This window comes from Paractinoplanes abujensis, assembly GCF_014204895.1.
Taxonomy (GTDB): Bacteria; Actinomycetota; Actinomycetes; order Mycobacteriales; family Micromonosporaceae; genus Actinoplanes; species Actinoplanes abujensis.
This window is the reverse complement of record NZ_JACHMF010000001.1, coordinates 4,404,631-4,422,822: the sequence shown is the minus strand read 5'-3', so window position 1 is coordinate 4,422,822 and position 18,192 is coordinate 4,404,631. Positions and strand designations below refer to the sequence as shown.

Here is an 18,192-nt window from a genome sequence, read left to right as displayed (position 1 = left end):
TAACCATACAGCCATACGATTATTGGGGTGATGATGTGCCGATGTTCCTGACGGCTCTCCTGGCGGCCTTCGCGCTGGTGCCGGCTCCACCCAGCGGGATCGAGGACTATCTCCGCCGCGAGCAGGCCGGACTGCGCATACCCGGGCTGGCGTATGCGGTGGTCAGCCCGCATGGGGTGATCGAGCAGGGTGCCTGGGGCGTCGGGACCGGCACGCCCTTCCTGATCGGGTCGGTGTCCAAGCCGATCACCGCGCAGGCGGTCATGCGGCTGGTCGAGTCGGGCCGGGTCGATCTCGACGATCCCGTACGGCGGCACGTGCCCTGGTTCGACCTGGCCGACGACGACGCCGCGGCCCGGATCACCGTGCGGCACCTGCTCACCCACACCAGCGGGCTGGCCCAGTGGGCGAGTCGCACCGACCGGTTCGACAACAGCGCCGACGGCCTGGCCCGATCGGTGCGCGACCTGGCCGGCGTCGAACCGGCCCGCCCGCCCGGCACGGCCCACGAGTACAGCGACGCGAACTACATGGTGCTGGGTGCGCTCGTGGAAACCGTGTCCGGGAAGCCGTACGGGGAATTCCTGCGCTCGGAGATCTTCCAGCCGCTCGGCATGACCCACGCCGCCGCCACCGAGGCCGACGCCGAGCGGGTGGGGCTGCCCGCCGGGCATCGCTACTGGTTCGGCCACCCGCGCCCCTTCGACCGTGGTTACGACACGTCCGGGGTCCCGTACGGCTATGTCGCGGCGAGCCTGGACGACATGGCCCGGTTCGCACGGGACCACCTGGGCGGACGGCACAGCGAGATGCACACCGGGCAGACCGCGGGCGGATACGGCCTGGGCTGGCGCGACACCCGGACGGACGGCACCCGAACGGTGTGGCATGCCGGCGCCACCCCCGGCTTCTTCGCGCACGTCGTGCTGCTGCCGGACGCCGACCTCGCCGTGGTGGTGCTGGCCGACAGCTACAGCCTGGCTCGGGACGGCGCGCTGACCGGCCTGGGCTTCAACGTGGCCCGGATGATCCAGGGCAAAGCCGTGCAACCGGCCGGTGGCGACCCCCTGTTCGGCCTCACGCTGCTCGTGCTGGTGGTGGTGGCCGTGCTGCTGGTGGCCCTCCTGGTGCGCCCGGTCGCGAGTGTCCTGGCCGTCGTCGGATGCCTCGGGCTGGCCGGCGCCGTCACGCTGGGGCTGCCCGTACTGCTCGGCGGTGACCTCGGCCTGGCCCTGCTGTGGGCGCCCGACCTCGGCTGGGCCGCTGTCGTCGTCGCGATCCTGGCGATCCTCGCCGCGGCTCGCATCGCGCACCACCGCGTGCGGCGGGCTGTCTCGCGGTCATGAACCAGGGCGGCCGCTACACCGCTCGGCTGCTTCGCGGCGCGGAACGGGCCGGCTCCCGGCGCAAGGCCGACCCCAGGAGGATGAAGCCGATCAGGAAGGGATAGATGATGCCGCGCTCGAACAGGCCGATGAGGACACCCGCGTCCGAGGCGAGGACGGCGCCGAAGGCGACCAGCGAGACCGGGCCGGCCGTGCCCAGCACCACCAGGGCCCGGCCGATTCCGGGCGAGACGTCGAGAAGCCGGTGCGCCCGGCCGAGCAGGGCGACGAGCACGTTGCCGGAGACGAAAGCCGCGAGGGCGCCGAATCCGTGATAGTCGGTGGTGCCGTCGTCGCCTGTTCCCGGGAAGAGCGCCACCAGGCCCATCCCGGCCGCCAGCACCAGCGCGGTCGCGACCAGCGGCCCTCGGCGGCGACCGGGCAACCCCCGCAGCAGGACCACGCCGGCCAGCGCGGCGAGACCCGACACCAGGAAGCCGAGGTTCATCACCCACGCCAGCGGCGAGAAGATGAACTGATCGAACACGGTGATCGGGCCGTGCACGCCGAGGTTGCTGATGAAGTGGTGGGTGTAGCTGTACGGCGGGTCCGTCCACGCCGCGGCCGCGATGAACTCGGCCACGAAGTAGACGGCACCGCTGGTGACCAGGGCCGCCCCGGCGCTGCGGGCCTGACGAATGGTGTTCAAGGTTCCTCCTGACGGTGGTGACCCGGCAAGACTCGCCCGGGTCACCGTCACCGCCCTGACACGGCGCTGACACGACCTCCCCGGTGATCGTGGCCTCGGCGTCGACAGTCGCGTCAGGAGGTCTCGCCCGGCTTGTCGACGATGACGGCCTTGCGATACATCACCTGCCGGAACAAGTCGCCCTCCTTCGTGTACGAGGTGCCGTCGTCGGCGCGGTTCACGTGGTCGGCCACCGCGATCATGCGCTCGCCGATCAGGGCGTAGGTCTGCTTGTCGAACAGCAGTTCCTGGGACAGGTAGCCCTCGAGGACCCGGCCCAGGCCGATCGCGGGCCGGCCGTCGAGGTTGGTGGCGTTCGCGTTGACCCTCATGCCGGGCTGCTGCGCGAGGTAGCGGAAGATCGCCGCCTGCACGGCCGGGGGCAGCACGTACTGGCCGGCCAGCGCGTCGACGTCCATGCCGACCGGCCCGCCGGGGTCGACGGTGAACTTCCGCACCGCCGCCGGAGTGGTCAACCCGGCGATCTGCGACCAGGTGAGCCGGCCCCAGTAACCTCCCCCGTCGCCCTGCTTCGCGACGACGAGCTTGCCGTTCTTGATGGTCCCCTGCACCTGGCCGTCGACCCGGTCCCACAGCTGGACCGTGCGGTATTTCGCCTTACCGGGAACCAGCGCGCCGTTGGGCCGGCGGTTCTCCACTGACGGCGGGTTGCGCAGTTCCCGCGTCTCGACATACATGAACTGCTCGGGCGTGGGGTCGGTCCACTGCTTCCGCTCGGCCGTCCACGCCGCGTTCTCGAAGTACTGCTGGGCGCTGACCGGCTTGAGGTAGGGCACCGCCGCCACTGGTTGCCGCGCTTGCGGCGGGGTGGTCACGTCGGGCCGGTCGGCGCCGTTGAGGCTGAACGCGGCGACGACGGCCGCCGCGGTGGCCACGCCGGCCCCGATCGGCACGGCCACCCGCCACCACCGGCGGCGTCCGGCCGGCGCAACGATCCGGCTCTGCAGGGCGGCGCGGGCGCGCTGCTGTGCTGCCGCCGGGGGCGCCTCGCCGGTCTCGAAGGTCTCCCGCAGCATGCTCATCTCGTCCATCACTCGTCCGCCTCGATCTCGAAGTCCAATGCCTGCCGCATCTCCTGTCGCGCGCGATGCAGCCGGGACCGGGCCGTGCCGGCCGGAATCCCCAGCGCCACCGCGGCCTCCTGCTGGTTCAGGCCCGCCCACGCCACGAGCAGCAGCACCGCCCGTACGGGCTCGGGCAGCCGCCGCAGCGCCTCGGCCAGCCGGCCCCGGACCGCGGCCGCGTCCAGCCGCCCCGCGACGGCGTCGGCATGGCCCGACTGCTCGTCCGGTTGCCCGCCGGCCCGGGCCAGCGCCCGGTACCGCCGCGTCTCCGCCCGCACGTGCCGCGCCGCCAGGTTCGACGCGATCCCGAACAGCCAGGGCCGCACCTCACCACGTGCCGGATCGAAGCTGCGCCGCCGGTCGAAGGCGACCAGGAAGGTCTCGGACGCCACGTCCTCGGCGAGGTCGGGCCCGAGCCGCTTCGCCACGTACGCGTAGATGTCCGGATAGTGGCGGTCGAAGATCGCCGCGAACCGCTCAGGCGCCCGCCGCGCCTGCTCGACGAGCTCGGCGTCGGTGACCAAGCCGGTTGTCGTGCCCGGCCTCATCCCAGGTTGCATCACATCGATACTTCGCCGCCCGCGCCCGAAGTGTTCGCTCCAGCTCCCGCGGGGAGGCGTCCAGCACCCGGTCGAGCTCGAGCACCGAGACGGCCCGCGCCCCACCATGGCCCACTCGTCTCGTTGATCAAGGAATCGGAAAATGACACAGCACGGCCGCAATGGCGGCCCGGCGGGGTCAGGAGCCGAAAGGGAAAGGGCTGTTGTAGCCCTCGATGTCGTATTTGCGGACGAAGAAGGCGACGCTCTCCCGGCGCTCGTCCCCGCGGCGGTCCTGGTAGCGGATGTCGTCCGCTGACTCGGCGCGGATGTTGGCCTCGCCGCCGGACTTCCAGTAGCGCTGGCCCCTCGTGACGGTGACCGATCGGCCGTTGGCTCCGGTCACCGTGATTCGCTCGTCCATGGTCGGGCCCCCGCCCCTCGATGGCATCACTGTTCGTCTTGACCGTACTGGCCGGGCGGGCGCTATTCGGACTGGACGACGGTGAAGGGCGGGCGGACGCCCTCGGTGAGCTCGGCCGCTGCTTCCAGGGCCAGCACGGCGCGGTCGTGGCTGTTGATCGGGGTCTTGGCCGTGGAGTGCAGTGAGCCCAGGGCGACCAGGTAGCCCGAGCCGACCGCGGCGTAACCCGAGATCGTGTGGCCGATCTGGTAGTCGTCGCCGATCACGTAGAGGCGGCCGTGGATGCCGACGAGGAACTGGCCGCCCTGTTCCTGGCCGTCCTCGGTGCGGGCGTAGCCGCCGTCGGAGAGGCATTGGCGGACGGCGTCGATGAACGTGGTGGCCATGAACCGGTCGACGTCCCACGTGTCGGGTTCGCCGACGTCGAGGGAGTAGCGCAGCAGCTGACCCATGCGGTAGCTGGTCGTGAAGCCCATCAGGTACGGCCCCACCTGGAAGACCTTGGAGTCGGAGCGGACTGCGACGTGCCACCCGTCGCTGCCCGCGGAGTCACCGCCGACGGTGACGGTCCGCCCGTCCGTGATCCCGACGATGCACGTCATGAGAATGCAACTTAGCCGAGGACGGTCTCGAGCCGCTCCTCGAGCCGGCGCCGGGCGGTGCGGTCGCTGATCTCCACTCCGGCGTCGCGCCACGGCTGGGCGACCTTGACCGGGTCGGGCAGGTAGCCCACGACGTCCATGACGCTCCAGTACCGGACCTCGGCCGTCCCGCAGGCCCGGGCGAACCGCTCGGCCGCCGGCACCCCGTGCAGCATCGCCAGGTACGTGGTGGCGTGCGCGACGTCGAGGGCCGCCGGTCCCCACGACGTCTCGACCCAGTCCACGACGCCGCTGATCCGGTCGCCCTCCCACAGCAGGTTGCCCAGGTGGTAGTCGCGGTGCAGGAAGACCCCTTCGTACGCCGGGGCGGGCGCGGCGAGCACGGCGAACGCCGCCTCCCACAATGCGGGCCGCGTCGTCCAGGGAGGCACGACCCGTTTGGCCGGTGGCGCCCAGGACTGGAACGCGCGGGGCCGGTCGGGGCCGGGGTCGAAGCGGTGGATCTCGGCCAGCATCCGCGCGGCGGGCGCCACGGGCGCGTCGTCGAGGCGGGGCCGGCCGGGCTGCCACGACATGAGGTGCGCGGGCGTGCCGGTCAGGTCGACGGCGAGGCTGCGGGGCGCGGGGACCGGCGAGCCGTGCAGCTGCCGCTGGACGGAGGCCTCGCGGGTGAGCAGGCCGGGCGCGTGGCGCCGCCACGGTTGCTTCGTCATCAGCCGCAGCACGGCCCGTTCGCCGTCGTCGGCGGTCAGGGCCAGCATCGTCGACGTGTAACCGCCGCGGAGTTCGCGCACCTCGGCGGGCGGGCGCCAGACGCGGGCCGCCCACGCCAGCTTGTCATCCATGACGTCTTACCGTACGGTAATGCATTACCAAGCGGTAAAGCGTCGAGGAGGCCACGATGCCGGAGGTTACCCGTTCCCTGGAGATTCCTGCCCCGCCCAGTGTCGTCTGGCGGTGGTTGTCCACGCAGGACGGGCTGCGGCGCTGGCTCTCACCCGACCTGGTGATCGACGCGAGAGTCGGCGGGGCCTACCGGATGCCGGGCGGCGACGGCGAGACCTGGATCAGCGGCGTCGTGCTGGAGCTGGTGCCCGAGGGCCGGCTCGTGCTGTCGTGGCTCGAGGAGGACGCGGGCTGGGTGCATCCCGGTCGCCTCGTCATCACGCTGGAGCCGGCCGCGCGGGGCACCCTGGTCCACCTGGTGCACGACGGCTTCGCGGGCATCGGCAAGCCGGGGTGGGAGCAGACCGCCGAGGCGTACGAGCGGGGCGCCGACCGGCACCAGGTGCTCCAGCGCCTGGCCGGCGTGGTGACGGCGGCCGGTGTCTGACGAGGACGCGCTGTTCCGGGCCCTGGCCGACCCCACCCGCCGGCGTGTCCTCGACCTGCTGGCCGAGCGGGGGCCGCTGACCGTGGGCGAGCTGGCCGCCTGTTTCCCGGAGCTGGTCGCCTCGGGCATCTCCAAGCACCTGATGGCGTTGCGCGCGGCCGGTCTGGTGACGGCGACCAAGCGGGGCCGTCACCAGCTCTACGAGCTCGACGCCGAGGCGATGTCCCGGGTCTTCGCCCCGTGGCTGGTCAAATATGAGGCGTACTGGTCGACGGCCCTGGCCCGCCTGCGAGGGCTGGCCCCGCCATCCGGCGGGTAAGTTCCGCCGTACGGCGCTCGGCTCGTGGCAGGCTGGGACAACAGAATGGGTCACACCGCCGAAATCTTCTTGTAACAAGGGGGTTCCCGTGACGAATGTGTTGCCCGAGACCGCTGCCGGCCCGCCGCCGCCGTTCGACCCCGAGCTGGGCGCCGCCCTCGCGGTCATCGGCGAGCAGATGCCGCCCGCACTGACCGCCGACATGATCCAGCCGATGCGCGAGGGTGCCCTGCTGGCCGACCTCACCGACGACGACCTGGCCCGCGCCGGCGCCTTCACCGTGACCCGCCGCCAGGTGCCCGGGCCGGCCGGCGACCCCGACGTCGAGCTGCTGATCCTGACCCCGACCGGCGCGACGACCCCGCTGCCGGCGATCTACCACACCCACGGCGGCGGCATGGTCGTCGGCAACAACCGTACGGGTGTCGAGGTGGTGCAGGACTGGGCGGCCGAGGTGCCGTCGGTGATCGTGTCGGTCGAGTACCGTCTCGCCCCCGAGCACCCGCACCCGGCGCCGGTCGAGGACTGCTACGCGGGCCTGGTCTGGACCGCCGAGCACGCCGCCGAGCTGGGCATCGACCCCGAGCGCATCGTCATCGCGGGCGCCAGCGCGGGTGGCGGCCTGGCCGCGGGCGTCGCGCTGATGGCCCGTGACCGCGGCGGCCCCGCCCTGCTCGGTCAGATGCTGCTCTGCCCGATGATCGACGACCGCAACGACACCGTGTCGGCGATCCAGATGGCCGGTCGCGGCGTCTGGGACCGGACGGCCAACGACACCGGCTGGACGGCCCTGCTCGGCGAGGCCCGCGGCGGCGCCGACGTCTCCCCGTACGCGGCTCCGGCCCGCGCCACGGACCTGTCCGGCCTGCCGCCCGCGTTCGTCGACGTCGGCTCGGCCGAGACGTTCCGCGACGAGGACGTGGCCTACGCGAGCGCGATCTGGCGGTCCGGCGGCCAGGCCGAGCTGCACGTGTGGCCCGGCGGCTTCCACGGCTTCGACATGATGGTGCCGCAGGCGGCCGTGTCGCAGGACGCGCGCGCGGCCCGGGTGCGCTGGCTTTCGAGGTTGATGGGGATGTAGTGAAGGATCTCGCCGTCCGCTTGGCGGCGCTGGACCCCGACGCCGGCGCCGCCCTGCACGTGATCGCGTATTTCGACCGGCTCGCCGAGGCGCGGGCCGGTCTGCACACGATCGTGCGCGGGGCGGCCGTGCTCTCGGGCTGTGCGGCCCGGCTGGTCGACGACGAACGCCGCGTCCGGATCCGTGTCGAACCGGACGGCGCGTCCACCCCGTCCGGCGTACGGGACAAGGATTGGATCTCGGCCGCGGCGGGCAGCGCGACGCTGTGGCTGGAACGGAGTGGGCCGCCCGGTCCGGTCGACGCGATGGTGCTCGAGCGGGCGGCGGCCGCGGCCCGGGCTGTGCTCGAACGCACCCGCGGGCATGCCGCGCAGGCCGACCCGGCGCTGGTCGAGCTGGTGATCGACGCGGGTGCGGCCGAACCGCTGCGCCTGCAGGCGGCCGCCCGGCTGGGCTTCAACCCCGACGATCCCGTACGGGTGGTCGCCCTCGGAAGCGGAGCGGTGCGCCTGCTGCCCGAGCCGGGCGGCCTCCCGGAAGGCCGGGCCGGAGTGGGCCCGGCCGGCCCGGTGGTGCGGCTGCCCGCCTCGTACGAGGGAGCGGTTCTGGCCTTGCGTTTCACCGCCGAGGGCACCGAATCCGACCCCGGTCCGCGCGTCGTGCACGCCGACGAGCTGGGCGGCCTGGCCCTGCTGGCGGCGGCCGTGGGACCCGGCACCGAACCCGTGCCCGACCAGCGCGCCCTCGACCGGGCCGCCGCCACCGCGCCCTGGGTGCTGGCCACGCTGGACGCCGTGGCCCGCTCGGCCAGCCTGCGCGCCGCCGCCACCGCCCTGCGCGTGCACCACTCCACCCTGCAGGACCGGCTCGCGCACACCCTGCCCGTGCTCGGCTGGGACGTCCGGGACCCGCAGGGCCGCCTGCGCCTGCACCTCGCCCTGGCCCTGCGCCGGTTGCACAACAACCAGCGTTAAGTGGGCTTTAGGTCGCTCGCAGGTGGTCACCGGCACGGTGTTCCCATGAACAACGAACCGAGCGGACTGCTCCTCGCCCACCGGGCCATGCTGCGCGACCTCGACCGCTGCGCCGGCCTCACCGCCGACCTGGCCCGCAACAGCCCGCGCCTCGACCGCAAGCGCGCCGCCGCCATCGCCGACTACCTGACCGACCTCTGCGACAGCATCCACCACCATCACAGCGCCGAGGACGACGTGTTGTGGCCGGTGCTCGAACGCTCCGCGGGCGCGCACGTCGACCTGACCGAGCTCACCGACGACCACGCCGTGCTCGACCCCAAACTGACCCGGATCCGCTCCGGCGCGGCCGCGCTCAAGGCCGGCCACATCGTGCCCGCCGAACTCGCCGCCGACCTGGCCGACCTGCGCGACACCCTGCACGAGCACATCGCCGACGAGGAACGCACGATCGTCCCGCTGATCAAGCAGTACGTCTCGGACGACGAGTGGAACCGCGTGGAGGCGGCGATCCGCAAGCGGGGCGCCAAGATGACCTTCGAGGTGCCGCGCATCCTGGCCGTGGCCACCGAGGCGGAGCTGGCCGAGACCCGTAAGGAGGGCGGCATCCCGGTCGCCATCATGATCAAACTGTTGCCGCTGCCGTTCAAGCGGCGGGAGAACCTGGTGTTCGGAGGCGCTCGGTGAGGGCGGCGGCCGATTTCCCGTACGCCTCGTCACCCGTCAGCGCGTACAGGGCCGCGTCGACCGGCCCGGCGTAAAGGGTGCCCGAGTCGAGCCCGGCGACCCGGCCGGCGAACGGCAGCAGCTCGGCGGCGATGAGCCGGCCCGTCTCCACGTCGCCGAGCCGGGCCGCCGCGTGCCCGCGCAGCGCGGTGAACCCCAGCCAGTAGTAGTTGCGTTCGACCGGCAACCGCCCCGCCCACACCCGTCGCGCCTCGGCCTCGTCACCCGCGTCGAGCAGGGCCAGCACGAGCGGATCGGTGACCCGGCCCGGATACGCCGCCTCCACCGCGGTCAGCTCGCCGAGCAGCGGCGCCCACTCGTCGCGGGCCATGGCCGCCCCGACCCGCCCCACGGTGGCCATCGCGGCCCCGTTGAGCGCGCCGTGCTCGGCCAGCCGGCGGCTCACGTCCGCGTACCGTTCCAGCGCGGCCTCGACCCGCCCGGCCAGCAGCTCCAGCAGCGCCTCGAAGATGCCGACCACGGCCAGCAGCCCGCTCAGCTGCCCCGTCGTCGAGCGGGCGACGGCCAGCCCCATCTCGGCCCGGGCCCGGTCCAGGTCGGTGCGGGCGGCCGACTCCAGGAACAGCAGCCAGTGCGCGACCGCCTCATGATCGATCTCGCCGTGCCCGGTCGCGCAGGCCAGATACTCCTCGGCGACCGCCCGGCGTTCGTCGCGCAGATCCGGACCGAGAGCCGCGTACGCCCGCACGTTGAGCGCCGCGCACAACAGCCGCGCGTCACCCGCCGTACGGGCCAGGGCCAGGGCCTCGGCGCTGACCCGCTGCGCCTCGGGCTCGTCGAAACCCTCCAGCTCCCGGAACAGCGCGAGCAGAAGCCGTACGCGGGACGGACCTGCGACGTCGGTCGCGAGGTGCCGCCGGATGGCCGCCACCGCCACGGCGGACGGCTCCCGCCCGTCCCGCGTCGTCCAGATCAACGGCGCGTCCCAGGCCGTCAGCACGGCGAGGTCCGCCCCGGCCGCCGCCTCCACGTAGATCCGCCGCGCCCGCATGATGTCGCCCGCGCGGGCGTGCGCGTTCACCGCCGGCGCCAGCAACTCGGCCGCCGCCCCGGTCGCACGGCTGCCGGCCAGCCCCCGCAGCCGCAACGCCTGCCGCCACTCACCGGCCGCCTCCCGCCACGACCCGGCCCGCTCAGCCGCGCGGGCGGCGGCCACCGCGTACGGGATCGCCTCCTGCGCCGTGGCCGGACCCGCCGCCGCGGCCGCGTGCCGGGCCAGCGTCGCCGCGTCAGCGTGCCCGTCCAGCACCTTCAGCGCCCGCGTGTGCAGCCGGGCCCGGCGCAGCAACGGCGTGTCCTCGTACAGCGTGTCCCGCACCAGCGCATGCGTGAACCGCACCTGCCCCGGCGCGGGCTCGTCCAGCAACCCCGCCAGCACCGCCGTCTCCACCGCGTCGACCAGGTCGTCCGGGTCACGCCCGGCCACCTCGGCCAGCGTGTCCAGGTCGGCCTCGCGCCCCAGCACGGCCAGCTGCCGCAACGTCGTCGCCGCCGCGTCCGGCAGCCGCGCCACCCGCCGCCGCAACACCTCCCGCACCCCCGCCGGCACCCCCGACCCCGCCGCGTGCGTCCCCTCGGCGGCGATGAGACGAGCCAGTTCCCGTACGAACAAAGGGTTGCCGTTGGTCCGCTCGGCCACCATCGTCAGCAGCTCCGGCCCCGCCTCGGCCAGCCCGTGCCGCCGGGCCAGCTCGGCCACCGCCGTGCCGTCCAGACCGCGCAGCTCGAGGTGCAACGCCGTCGAACCGAGCAGTGCCCCGATCGTCGCCTCCAGCTCGTCCCCGCGGTCACCGATGCGGTAGGTGACGACGACCAGCAGCGGGCGGCCGGCTTGCTGAGCCACCACTTGCCGGAGAAGCTGCAGCGTCAGGTCATCGGCCCGGTGCACGTCGTCGAGCAGCACCACCGTCGGGCCGCCGTCCAGACCCAGCGCGATGTCGCGGCCCAGCTCGAACGGGTTCAGCGTGCCGCCGCTCCTGCCCCTGCCGTCCTTACCTTTGCCGCCGTCCCGGCCGCTGCCGCTGCCGCCGTTCTCGTTGCCGTCCTGGCTCCTGGCGCTGCCGTTGCCGCCTCTTCCGCTTTCGCTGTCGTTGCTGCCCCTTCTGCTTTCGCTGTCGTTGCCGTCCCGGCGGCTTTCGCTGTCGTTGCCGCGTCTGCCGCCGACGTCGCCGACCGCTTCCGTCCACGCCCAGCCCGGTGGGGCGCCTTCCACTTCGGGGCAACGGCCACGCCGGGCCCGCCAGCCCTCGCCGGCCAGCCGCACCAGAGCGGCCTCGGCCAGGGTCGTCTTACCCACGCCGGGTTCCCCGCCGACCAGCACGACCCGGGCCCCCTCCCGGGCGGCCTCCTGCGCAGCCTTGGTGATCGCCGCCAGTTCCGTTTCCCGGCCCCAAGTCGTCGCCGAATGCCCGAATCCCACCCTCTGCCCGGGCCGCAGTCCGTTCTCGCCTGCGTCGCCGATCCTCGGCGCAGCACCCGCAGCACCCGCAGCACCCGCAGCACCCGCAGCACCCGCAGCACCCGCAGCACCCGCGGCACCCGCGGCACCCGTGGTACCTGCGGCACCCGCCGTACCGGCGGCACCCGCGGCACCGGTTGTTGGCGCAGTGTCGGGAGCCGCGTGGTTCGCGGATCTCGCCCCGGTTGTCGACGCGCGGCCCATGCTGACGACAGGCTCCGGGCCGGCAGTCGGTGCGGGGCCACCAGCGACGTCGGCTTCGGGGCGGCTTGCCGGCCCCGGGCCACCGACGAGCGCGGCCGGTCCCGCCGAAGCGGGACCGTCCAGCCCGGGCGACTGCGCCAGAATGTCCGCCTCCAAAGCGCGCAGCGCGGGCCCCGGATCAACCCCCAGCTCGTCGGCCAAATGCTCCCGGGTGCGACGCAACACCCCCAGAGCCTCACCCTGCCGACCGGCCCGGTAGAGGGCCAGCGCCAGCAGCCGCACCGCCCCCTCGCGTCCCGGGTGGTCGTGCAGATGACGTTCCAGGGCAGCCACCACGATCGGCGCCCGCCCCAGGTCGAGCCGGGCCTCGGCCAGCGACTCCACGGCCAGCAGGCGCAGTTCGGCCAGGCGGGCCACTTCGGGCACGGCCCACGGTTCGGCCGCGACTTCGGCGTACGCCTCACCCGACCAGCAAGCCAGCGCCTCGGTCAGCAACCGCTCCCGCGACGACGGGCCGGCGGCGGCGGCCCGGCGTACGAGGTCGTCGAAGTGCCAGGCGTCGACGCCGGACGAGGGCAGCCGCAGAGCGTAGCCGGGGGGCGCGCTGACCAGCACGGTCGCCGGGGTGCGGCGGGCCCGGCCCGGTTCGAGCGCGCGCCGCAGGTGGGAGACGTGCACCTGCAGCGTGGCCAGGGCTTTGGCGGGCACGTCGGCGTTGCCCCACAGGTCGTCGACGAGCCGGTCGGCCGAGACCACTTCGCCGCCCGCGACGGCCAGGCGGGCCAGCACCGCGCGCTGCCGGGGGCCGCCCAGGTCGGCCACCGAGCCCTGCACCGTGGCCCGGGTGGGGCCGAGAACAGAGATGTGCACGGTGCTCTTCCTGCAGGTGGGGCGAGGTTCCGGGCCGACGCTACCGGGGATCCGCGCGCCGCAGGGCCCTCCGAACGGGGGATTCAGGGCGTACGGCTGAGTCTTTCGGCAGTTCAGCGGACCGGGGCCAGCGCCGATCCGGTGCGGCGGGCCTTCCTGCGGTACATCGCGGCATCGGCGTCCTTGAGCAGCTGCGTCGCGTCGCCGGGGGCGCCCGTGGCCACGCCGACACTGGCGCCGACCGTCACCTCCCGGCCGTCCGGCAGCCGTACGGGTTCCGCCACGGCCAGCGCGATCTGCTCGGCCCGGTCAGCCGCCGCCGCACCGTCGGAACCGGGCAGCAGCACGGCGAACTCGTCACCACCGAGACGCACCGCCAGGCCGTGCCCGGGGGTCCATGTGGTGAGCCGCTCGGCCACGGCCATCAGCACCTGGTCGCCGGCGTGGTGGCCGTACCGGTCGTTGATCGGCTTGAACCCGTCGAGGTCGATCAGCAGCACGCTGACCTGGCCGTCGGGCAGCCCGGCGAGCCGCTGCTCGAGCAGGCTGCGGTCGGCCAGCCCGGTCAGCGCGTCGTGGGTGGCCTGGTGGCGCAGCTCGTCGTGCAGGGCCCGGGCCTCGGTGACGTCGCGGGCGTTGAAGACGATCGCGTTCACACGGGGGTTACCGGTGAGGTCGACGCCGACAACCTGCAACCACCGGTACGACCCGTCGGTGTGCCGCAGCCGCATCTGCGCGTCGGCCTCGGCGCCGGGCTGCGCGGCCAGCCGGGCCAGCAGCTCGCGCAGGGTCGGCACGTCGTCGGGGTGCACCAGGTCGGCCAGCGCCGTGCCGTAGAGCTCCGCGGACTCGATGCCCAGCACCTTGTGCACGGCCGGGGTGGTGAAGCCCACCGAACCGTCCCGGCCCACCGCGAGCGTGACGTCGGAGGAGTGCTGCAGCAGCGACCGGAACCATTCGCGGCTGCGGTCGATCTCGTCGGTCAGCCGTTCGATGTCGGTGAAGGCGGCGCTCTGCCGGCTCAGCACCAGCGCGGTGATGGCCACCGCGCCGATCGTGACGCCCCACATCTGCAGGTCGCCACCGCGGCCGGCCAGGGCGGCCAGCAGGAGCAGCTGGACGGCGGCGACGGCCACGTACGGGAGCCGGCTGGCCCGCCGCCCGGAGTCGCGGGCCTCGGCGCTGCGCCGGCGCATCCGCAGCTCCTGGTAGCGCATGCCGACCGGCATGAGCAGGCACGGCACGAGCTGGGCGGCGTAGATGACGCCGGGGTCGTCGGTGCCGGTGAGCAGGGTGACGGTGGAGGCCGCGACGGCCGTGCCGGCCACACCCAGGCTGGCCACGAGGCCGGGGCCGCGGTCGAACGGGGCGGTGCCGCTGAGCAGGAGCTTGAGCAGGCCGACGGTGATCAGCACCATGACCGCGGAGGTGGCGACCGCGCCGATCAGCTCGGTGGTGTCGCCGTCGGTCACGACCCGGGCCAGCACGAAGTACCAGAGGAAGACGATGACCGCGGTGAGCACGGTCGTCGCGTCGAGCCACAGCCGCAGACGCCGGCGTCCGGTGCCGCCGAGCGGGTGGAACAGCATCGTGAACACCACGGTGACCATCCCCAGCACGACCAGGCCGGTCTGGACGGGGCTGGGCTGGTGGTTCGCGCCGTGGACAACGGTGAGGACGGTCTGGTAGCCGTCGCCGAGCCCGCACGTCACGCCGGCGAACAGCACGGCCCGCCAGAACCGGCGCGCGTGCCGCTGACCGGCGGTGGCCCGGACCATCCGCCCCGCGAAGACCGCCATGAGCAGGTCGAGGCAGGTCTGCACCCCCCACGACGTGGTCGCGCCGCCGGGGCCGGCCAGGAACCAGAGCACGATGGCGACGCTGACCGCCGCGAGCCCGGCCAGGACGGGGTCGGACCTGCGGGCGAGGTCTCTCATACAGGCTCTCATCGGCAGCCTTCCCCCACAGGTGAGCCGACGAGGTTTGCAGGAAACTTTGCTGCAGGAACCCCCGCGCCGCGCCGATGAGGACTCTCGAACCACCGCCGTACGGGATCCGGAGGAACGACATTGGAGCAGGCGAGGCTGGGGCTGCGCCGGAACGCCCTCGGGGCGGCCGGTGCGCTGCTCGTGCTGGCCGGTGTCGCGTGGCTGCTCATCGGCCTCGGGCACGAATGGTCGGTGCCGATCCTGGGCTGGCTCCCGCCGGTGGCCAGCGCGGCCCTGGCCGCGTACGCGAGCTGGAAGGTCTCCGGTTCGGAAACCCTCGACGCCGGCACGCGCCGCTTCTGGCGGCATCTCGCCCTGGCCGCCTCGTTCTACGTCGGCGGCGTGGTCTCCAACGCTTTCGACGCGCTGGGCGGTCCGCAGCCGTCCCAGCGCATCGGGCTGGTCACGCTGAGCTGGTACCTGGCCACCATGGGCATGGTCATCTGGGCGCTGCTGCGGTTGCCGTCCTGGCAGCGGACCCGCGGCGACTGGGTGCGGTTCCTGCTCGACTCGTGCGTCGTGCTGGTGGCCGGGGGCGCGTTCGTCTGGCAGTTCTCGATCCGTGACCACCAGGAGTGGATCGCCGAGTCCCGGTCGGCCGAACCCGTACTGATCATGGTGTCGGTCGGGTTCGTCGCCGTGGTCACGCTGGTCAAGGTGGCGTTCGCCGGTGCGGGCCGGCTCGACCGCCGCGCCCTGCACGTGCTGTCGGCGGGCAGCGCCCTCAGCGGCGTGTTCGGCGGCCTGTCCCCGTTCCTGGCCGGCCATCCGTACCTGTCCTCCAGTTTCATCGCCATCCCGGTCGGCTCGCTGGGCCTGGTGCTCGCGGCCGAGATCCAGGCGCGGAGCCGGGCCCGGGCGCCGCGGCCCCGCCAGGCCCGGCGGATCAGCGTGGTGCCGTACATCGCCGTGGCCGCCATGGACGCGCTGCTGCTCTCGGCGGGCGACAGCACCGGCGTACGGATCAGCACGGCCGTCCTCACGGTGCTGGTCATGCTGCGCCAGCTGTACGCGCTGCGCGAGAACCGCCGCCTGTGGACCACCGTCGACACCAGCCTCAACCGTCTGCGTGAAACCCAGGACCAGCTTTCGTACCAGGCGACCCACGACCCGCTGACCGGTGTCGGCAACCGCGCGCTGTTCGAGGAGACCGTCGACGTGCTGCTGGCCACGCGGGCCGAGTTCCACGTGGCGCTGCTCGACATGGACGACTTCAAAAGCGTCAACGACCGGCTCGGCCACACCACCGGCGATGCGCTGCTGATGGTGGTCAGCCGCCGCCTGCGGGCCGCCGTGGGCAGCGAAGGCGTGGTGGCGCGGCTCGGCGGCGACGAGTTCACGATCGTGCTGCGCGACGTCACCGACCGCGGCGTCGACGAGATCCTCGACCGGGTGCTGACCGGCCTGCGCGAGTCGCCGCGGCTCGGCGCCGGGGTGCGCAGCGTGGCCAGCATCGGCGTGACCACCGCCCGCCCCGGCGACGAAGGTTCCGACCTGCTGCGCCGGGCCGACGTGGCCATGTACGAGGCGAAGGCCCGCGGCGGTGACCGGCGGCACTGGTTCGACGCCGAGATGGACGAGCAGGCCCAGCGGACCGCCCGGCTCAGCACCGACCTGCTGGGCGCCCTCGACCGCGACGAATTCTTCCTGCTGTTCCAGCCGATCGTGGAGCTGCCGCACGGCCGCGCCGCGGGCGTCGAGGTGCTGCTGCGCTGGCGTCACCCCGAGCACGGCCTGGTCTCGCCGGACGTCTTCATCCCGCTGGCCGAACGCAACGCCCGGATCGTCGAGATCGGCCGCTGGGTGCTCGAATCCGCCTGCCGTCAGGCCGCCGAGTGGCAGCGCCGCTTCGGGGCGCAGGCCCCCGCGAAGATCAGCATCAATGTCTCCGCCCGCCAGCTCGCCGAGCCCGGTTTCGTGGCCGAGGTCGAGGACATCCTGGCCCGTACGGGCGTGGACCGCGCCGCGCTGCTGCTGGAGGTCACCGAGACAGCCGTGCTGGAGGCCGGCGCCCCCCTCGAAGCAGTCCGCGAACTGCGCGAACGGGGCCTGCGGGTGGCGCTGGACGACTTCGGCACCGGCCAGTCGTCGCTCAGCCTGCTGCTCACGGTCCCCGTCGACGTCCTCAAGGTCGACAAGTCGTTCGTCAGCGGCGCCGCAGCCGACCACGCCGGCGCGGTGATCGTGGAACACCTGATCGGCTTCACCAACGGCCTGCGCATCGAAGCCGTCGCCGAAGGCGTCGAAACCGAGGACCAGGCCAACCGCCTGCACGCCGCCGGCTACTCCCTGGCCCAGGGCTACCTCTTCGGCCGCCCCGCCACCGCCACCGAGATCGAATCCCGCATGCTCCCGGCCCCGGTCGCCTGACCTGTTCAACTCCCGCCACCCGCCCCGCCGGCTCACCCCTCATTTCACGGCAGCCCAATGAATTTCTTTCTGTCCCGGCCTCGAGCACAGCACAATGAGTGGCGCTCATCCGCCTGTTCGCTTTCTTCATCTTCCGGGCCTCGACGCAGCGAAATGGCCTGCACTCCTCCACCCCATGGTCGCTTCTTCGTTCTTGCGGCCCTGATCAAAGCATGATGAGTTGCACCAGCCCGCCGCCTGACAAGGGCATCGAGTGCCACCTTGACCACCACGAAATCAAAACCCGCCGCGCGCAAGCTCCGAACACTGCGCGATCCGCCACGGGTTTGACCACCACGCTGCGCTGGCTGCGCGAACACCCCGCCACCGTCGAACACATGCCGCGAATGCAGCAGCGCCGAGTTGCGGCCCGTGGAGTCGTAGCCGATGGCGCTGCCGGTGCGTGCTGCGCCGCAGCTCCGGGGATGTGGGCTGAGCTGGAGCCGCTGCAGGTGCGGTCTGCCCCGGGGTTTCGGAAGACATGAGCTGGAGCTGTTGCAGGCGGCGCTGGAGTTTCGGGAGGAGCAACCCGCGCTGGAGCTGTTGCAGGCGTGGGCTGTGCTGAAGTTTGGGGAACCGCGACCCGCGCTGAATTGCTGCGGGCGTGGGCCGCGCTGGAGCTTCGGGAGGCGTGACTTGCGCTGGAACTGTTGCGGGCGTGGGCTGCGCTGGAGCTTCGGGAGGCGCGGGCTGCGCCGACTCCGAGGGCCATACCGGATCCGCGAGGTCAGTGAACGTGGCCCGGCCACTGCTCCGCACCCAACGCAGCTTCTCCTCATGGCGCCGCCGCAATCCCCACGCCCGGCGGCGCGCATGCTCACGCCGAAAATCGTCACTGCTCGGCGAATAGTTGCGCGCCTTGGTCCGATCTCGCATTTCCGCAATTTCGGCCCGGCCAAACAAAGACATCTGACGGCCCATGCAACGATTATCCCGCACCCCCTCAGCACAATGTCAGTAGTCGATCACGCTGATCTCCAGCCCTTCGTGGCGGCATTTGAAAAAGCCGTTCGATCATTCATGTTCGGCACTGAACGGCGGCCTTGATGCAATTGGTGTAGGCGCGTTCATTGGCGAGCGGGACGG

At 72.8% G+C, this 18,192-nt stretch carries 15 protein-coding genes; 7 read left to right on the top strand and 8 right to left on the bottom strand.

Annotated elements, in window-relative coordinates:
• Positions 1-41 precede the first annotated feature (41 nt).
• Positions 42-1,346, top strand: a complete 1,305-nt coding sequence (locus BKA14_RS19840; RefSeq protein ID WP_184952420.1) for a serine hydrolase domain-containing protein — start codon at positions 42-44, stop codon at positions 1,344-1,346.
• A 13-nt stretch (positions 1,347-1,359) separates the two neighbouring features.
• On the opposite strand, the gene BKA14_RS19835 is transcribed toward BKA14_RS19840, so the two are convergent.
• From BKA14_RS19835 to BKA14_RS19810, 6 genes are all read right to left on the bottom strand, one after another.
• Entirely contained in the window at positions 1,360-2,034 is a 675-nt protein-coding gene (locus tag BKA14_RS19835) for a DUF998 domain-containing protein (RefSeq protein ID WP_184952419.1), read from the bottom strand.
• A gap of 113 nt (positions 2,035-2,147) precedes the next feature.
• Entirely contained in the window at positions 2,148-3,125 is a 978-nt protein-coding gene (locus BKA14_RS19830; RefSeq protein WP_184952418.1) for a CU044_5270 family protein, read from the bottom strand.
• Positions 3,125-3,718 (bottom strand): RNA polymerase sigma factor, encoded by a 594-nt coding sequence (locus tag BKA14_RS19825; protein ID WP_203722397.1) that lies wholly within the window; start codon positions 3,716-3,718, stop codon positions 3,125-3,127. Before BKA14_RS19825 ends, BKA14_RS19830 begins: the two co-directional genes overlap by 1 nt.
• A 178-nt stretch (positions 3,719-3,896) precedes the next feature.
• Entirely contained in the window at positions 3,897-4,121 is a 225-nt protein-coding gene (locus BKA14_RS19820; protein WP_184952417.1) for a hypothetical protein, read from the bottom strand.
• A gap of 62 nt (positions 4,122-4,183) precedes the next feature.
• Positions 4,184-4,723 carry a hypothetical protein gene (locus BKA14_RS19815; protein WP_184952416.1) on the bottom strand — a complete coding sequence of 180 codons (540 nt, stop codon included), beginning with the start codon at positions 4,721-4,723 and terminating at the stop codon, positions 4,184-4,186.
• Positions 4,724-4,734: 11 nt separating this feature from the next.
• A complete protein-coding gene (locus BKA14_RS19810; RefSeq protein WP_184952415.1) occupies positions 4,735-5,568 on the bottom strand; it encodes an aminoglycoside phosphotransferase family protein in 834 nt (277 codons plus the stop codon).
• 56 nt (positions 5,569-5,624) lie between these two features.
• On the opposite strand from BKA14_RS19810, the gene BKA14_RS19805 reads away from it, so the two are divergent.
• The 5 genes from BKA14_RS19805 (at position 5,625) to BKA14_RS19785 (ending at position 9,117) form a co-directional block, all read left to right on the top strand.
• On the top strand, positions 5,625-6,056 hold the full coding sequence (locus tag BKA14_RS19805; protein ID WP_184952414.1) for an SRPBCC family protein: 432 nt from the start codon (positions 5,625-5,627) through the stop codon (positions 6,054-6,056).
• Positions 6,049-6,375, top strand: a complete 327-nt coding sequence (locus tag BKA14_RS19800) for an ArsR/SmtB family transcription factor (protein ID WP_184952413.1) — start codon at positions 6,049-6,051, stop codon at positions 6,373-6,375. Before BKA14_RS19805 ends, BKA14_RS19800 begins: the two co-directional genes overlap by 8 nt.
• Before the next feature lie 88 nt (positions 6,376-6,463).
• Complete coding sequence (locus BKA14_RS19795) at positions 6,464-7,456, top strand: alpha/beta hydrolase (RefSeq protein WP_239092988.1); 993 nt, start codon at positions 6,464-6,466, stop codon at positions 7,454-7,456.
• Positions 7,456-8,430 carry a helix-turn-helix domain-containing protein gene (locus BKA14_RS19790; RefSeq protein WP_184952412.1) on the top strand — a complete coding sequence of 325 codons (975 nt, stop codon included), beginning with the start codon at positions 7,456-7,458 and terminating at the stop codon, positions 8,428-8,430. Before BKA14_RS19795 ends, BKA14_RS19790 begins: the two co-directional genes overlap by 1 nt.
• A gap of 45 nt (positions 8,431-8,475) precedes the next feature.
• A complete protein-coding gene (locus tag BKA14_RS19785; protein ID WP_184952411.1) occupies positions 8,476-9,117 on the top strand; it encodes a hemerythrin domain-containing protein in 642 nt (213 codons plus the stop codon).
• On the opposite strand, the gene BKA14_RS19780 is transcribed toward BKA14_RS19785, so the two are convergent.
• Both BKA14_RS19780 and BKA14_RS19775 read right to left on the bottom strand, forming a co-directional pair.
• Positions 9,077-12,709 (bottom strand): ATP-binding protein, encoded by a 3,633-nt coding sequence (locus BKA14_RS19780; RefSeq protein WP_184952410.1) that lies wholly within the window; start codon positions 12,707-12,709, stop codon positions 9,077-9,079. The genes BKA14_RS19785 and BKA14_RS19780 overlap by 41 nt on opposite strands.
• Before the next feature lie 113 nt (positions 12,710-12,822).
• Positions 12,823-14,646: a sensor domain-containing diguanylate cyclase gene (locus BKA14_RS19775; protein ID WP_184952409.1), complete on the bottom strand. Its 1,824-nt coding sequence runs from the start codon at positions 14,644-14,646 to the stop codon at positions 12,823-12,825.
• A gap of 132 nt (positions 14,647-14,778) precedes the next feature.
• Between BKA14_RS19775 and BKA14_RS19770 the strand changes: the two genes are divergently transcribed.
• On the top strand, positions 14,779-17,067 hold the full coding sequence (locus BKA14_RS19770) for a putative bifunctional diguanylate cyclase/phosphodiesterase (protein WP_184952408.1): 2,289 nt from the start codon (positions 14,779-14,781) through the stop codon (positions 17,065-17,067).
• Positions 17,068-18,192 lie beyond the last annotated feature (1,125 nt).

Bases quoted from the DNA above. Each gene is read 5' to 3' on its own strand.
- BKA14_RS19840 (WP_184952420.1), top strand. From the start codon at position 42: ATGTTCCTGACGGCTCTCCTGGCGGCCTTCGCGCTGGTGCCGGCTCCA.
- BKA14_RS19810 (WP_184952415.1), bottom strand. From the start codon at position 5,568: ATGGATGACAAGCTGGCGTGGGCGGCCCGCGTCTGGCGCCCGCCCGCC.
- BKA14_RS19830 (WP_184952418.1), bottom strand. From the start codon at position 3,125: ATGGACGAGATGAGCATGCTGCGGGAGACCTTCGAGACCGGCGAGGCG.
- BKA14_RS19775 (WP_184952409.1), bottom strand. From the start codon at position 14,646: ATGAGAGACCTCGCCCGCAGGTCCGACCCCGTCCTGGCCGGGCTCGCG.
- BKA14_RS19805 (WP_184952414.1), top strand. From the start codon at position 5,625: ATGCCGGAGGTTACCCGTTCCCTGGAGATTCCTGCCCCGCCCAGTGTC.
- BKA14_RS19820 (WP_184952417.1), bottom strand. From the start codon at position 4,121: ATGGACGAGCGAATCACGGTGACCGGAGCCAACGGCCGATCGGTCACC.
- BKA14_RS19785 (WP_184952411.1), top strand. From the start codon at position 8,476: ATGAACAACGAACCGAGCGGACTGCTCCTCGCCCACCGGGCCATGCTG.
- BKA14_RS19825 (WP_203722397.1), bottom strand. From the start codon at position 3,718: ATGCAACCTGGGATGAGGCCGGGCACGACAACCGGCTTGGTCACCGAC.
- BKA14_RS19815 (WP_184952416.1), bottom strand. From the start codon at position 4,723: ATGACGTGCATCGTCGGGATCACGGACGGGCGGACCGTCACCGTCGGC.